General features: G+C 64.4%; 1 protein-coding gene and 2 pseudogenes. 2 read left to right on the top strand and 1 reads right to left on the bottom strand.

The window, feature by feature from the left end; genetic code table 11:
- Window positions 1-73 precede the first annotated feature (73 nt).
- The gene (locus AB0M20_RS44435) at window positions 74-682 is read right to left on the bottom strand and encodes an ATP-dependent Clp protease proteolytic subunit (protein WP_364307609.1); all 609 of its coding nucleotides are present in this window, start codon (window positions 680-682) and stop codon (window positions 74-76) included.
- A 101-nt stretch (window positions 683-783) separates the two neighbouring features.
- Between AB0M20_RS44435 and AB0M20_RS44430 the strand changes: the two are divergent.
- A pseudogene (locus AB0M20_RS44430) lies at window positions 784-1,152 on the top strand (DNA-formamidopyrimidine glycosylase family protein); the annotation flags it as partial.
- A pseudogene (locus AB0M20_RS44425) lies at window positions 1,151-1,243 on the top strand (rRNA adenine N-6-methyltransferase family protein); the annotation flags it as partial. The pseudogenes AB0M20_RS44430 and AB0M20_RS44425, both read left to right, overlap by 2 nt.

The following is a 1,243-nucleotide window of genomic DNA, read 5'->3' as shown; positions in this document are numbered from 1 at the left end:
TATTGGTTGGAACCAACAGGCGTTAGTGTGTTGTTGATGTCCGTCGAGGTTGGAGAACTCGGACCGGGGGGACTCAGACCAGGGAGTTCTCGGCGCCCACGTCGGCGGCCCGGCTGATCACGTGGTCGATGATCCCGTAGTCCTTCGCCTCCTGGGCGGTGAACCAGCGGTCGCGGTCGGAGTCGCGCTCGATCTCCTCCGGCGTGTGCCCGGTGTGGAAGGCGATGCGCTCGTTCATCACCGTCTTGATGTGCAGCATGCTCTCGGCCTGGATGGCGATGTCGGCCGCGGTGCCGCCGATGCCGCCGGAGAGCTGGTGCATCATCACCCGGGAGTGGGGCAGTGCATACCGCTTGCCGGCGGTGCCCGCGCAGAGCAGGAACTGGCCCATCGAGGCCGCCATGCCCATCGCGATGGTGGCGACGTCGTTCTTGATGTACTGCATGGTGTCGTAGACGGCCATGCCCGCGCTGATCGACCCACCCGGCGAGTTGATGTAGAGCGCGATGTCCTTCTCGCTGTCCGCCGACGCCAGCAACAGAAGCTGCGCGCAGATGCGGTTGGTCACCTCGTCGTTGACCTCGGAACCGAGGAAGATGATCCGCTCCCGCAGCAAGCGCTCGAAGACCTGATCGTCAAAGGATGCGCCACCGGCCCGCATCACAGCCTCGTCAATCCTCATGGACCCCACCTTGCCACCCGGCTCGTGACCGGCCCAAGCGATTCACCTGTGGGCGAATCCGCTGTCGGCATAACCCGGCCCGATCCGGATAACCTTCCGCTGTGCCAGAGGGACACACCATTCACCGGCTCGCCGCCCGTCACCGGGAGCTCTTCGCCGGGCAGCGGGTCGAGGTGAGCAGTCCGCAGGGCCGCTTCGCCGCCGGGGCCGAGCTGATCTCCGGCCAGGTCCTGGCCGAGACCGAGGCGTACGGCAAACACCTGCTGCACCACTTCGGCACAGGGCTGAGCCTGCACGTCCACCTGGGGCTGTACGGCAAGTTCACCGACGGCGTGCCGCCCGTGCCGCCGCCGATCGGCCAGCTGCGGATGCGCATGGTCAGCACGCGGCACTGGCTCGACCTGCGCGGGCCGACGGCGTGCGAGGTGCTCAGCCCGGCCGAGGTCGCCTCCCTCCGGGCGCGGCTGGGTTTCTATATTAAGTATGGTTCCAAGAGAATATTTTCATCCTAAACCTAAAGTGAATAGCTCACTTATCAGAATAAATAGAAAAAAATCAAGA

Source organism: Actinoplanes sp. NPDC051633 (assembly GCF_040681735.1).
Classification (GTDB): Bacteria; Actinomycetota; Actinomycetes; order Mycobacteriales; family Micromonosporaceae; genus Actinoplanes.
The sequence above is the reverse complement of the archived record's forward strand: the minus strand, read 5'-3'. Positions and strand labels throughout refer to the sequence as shown.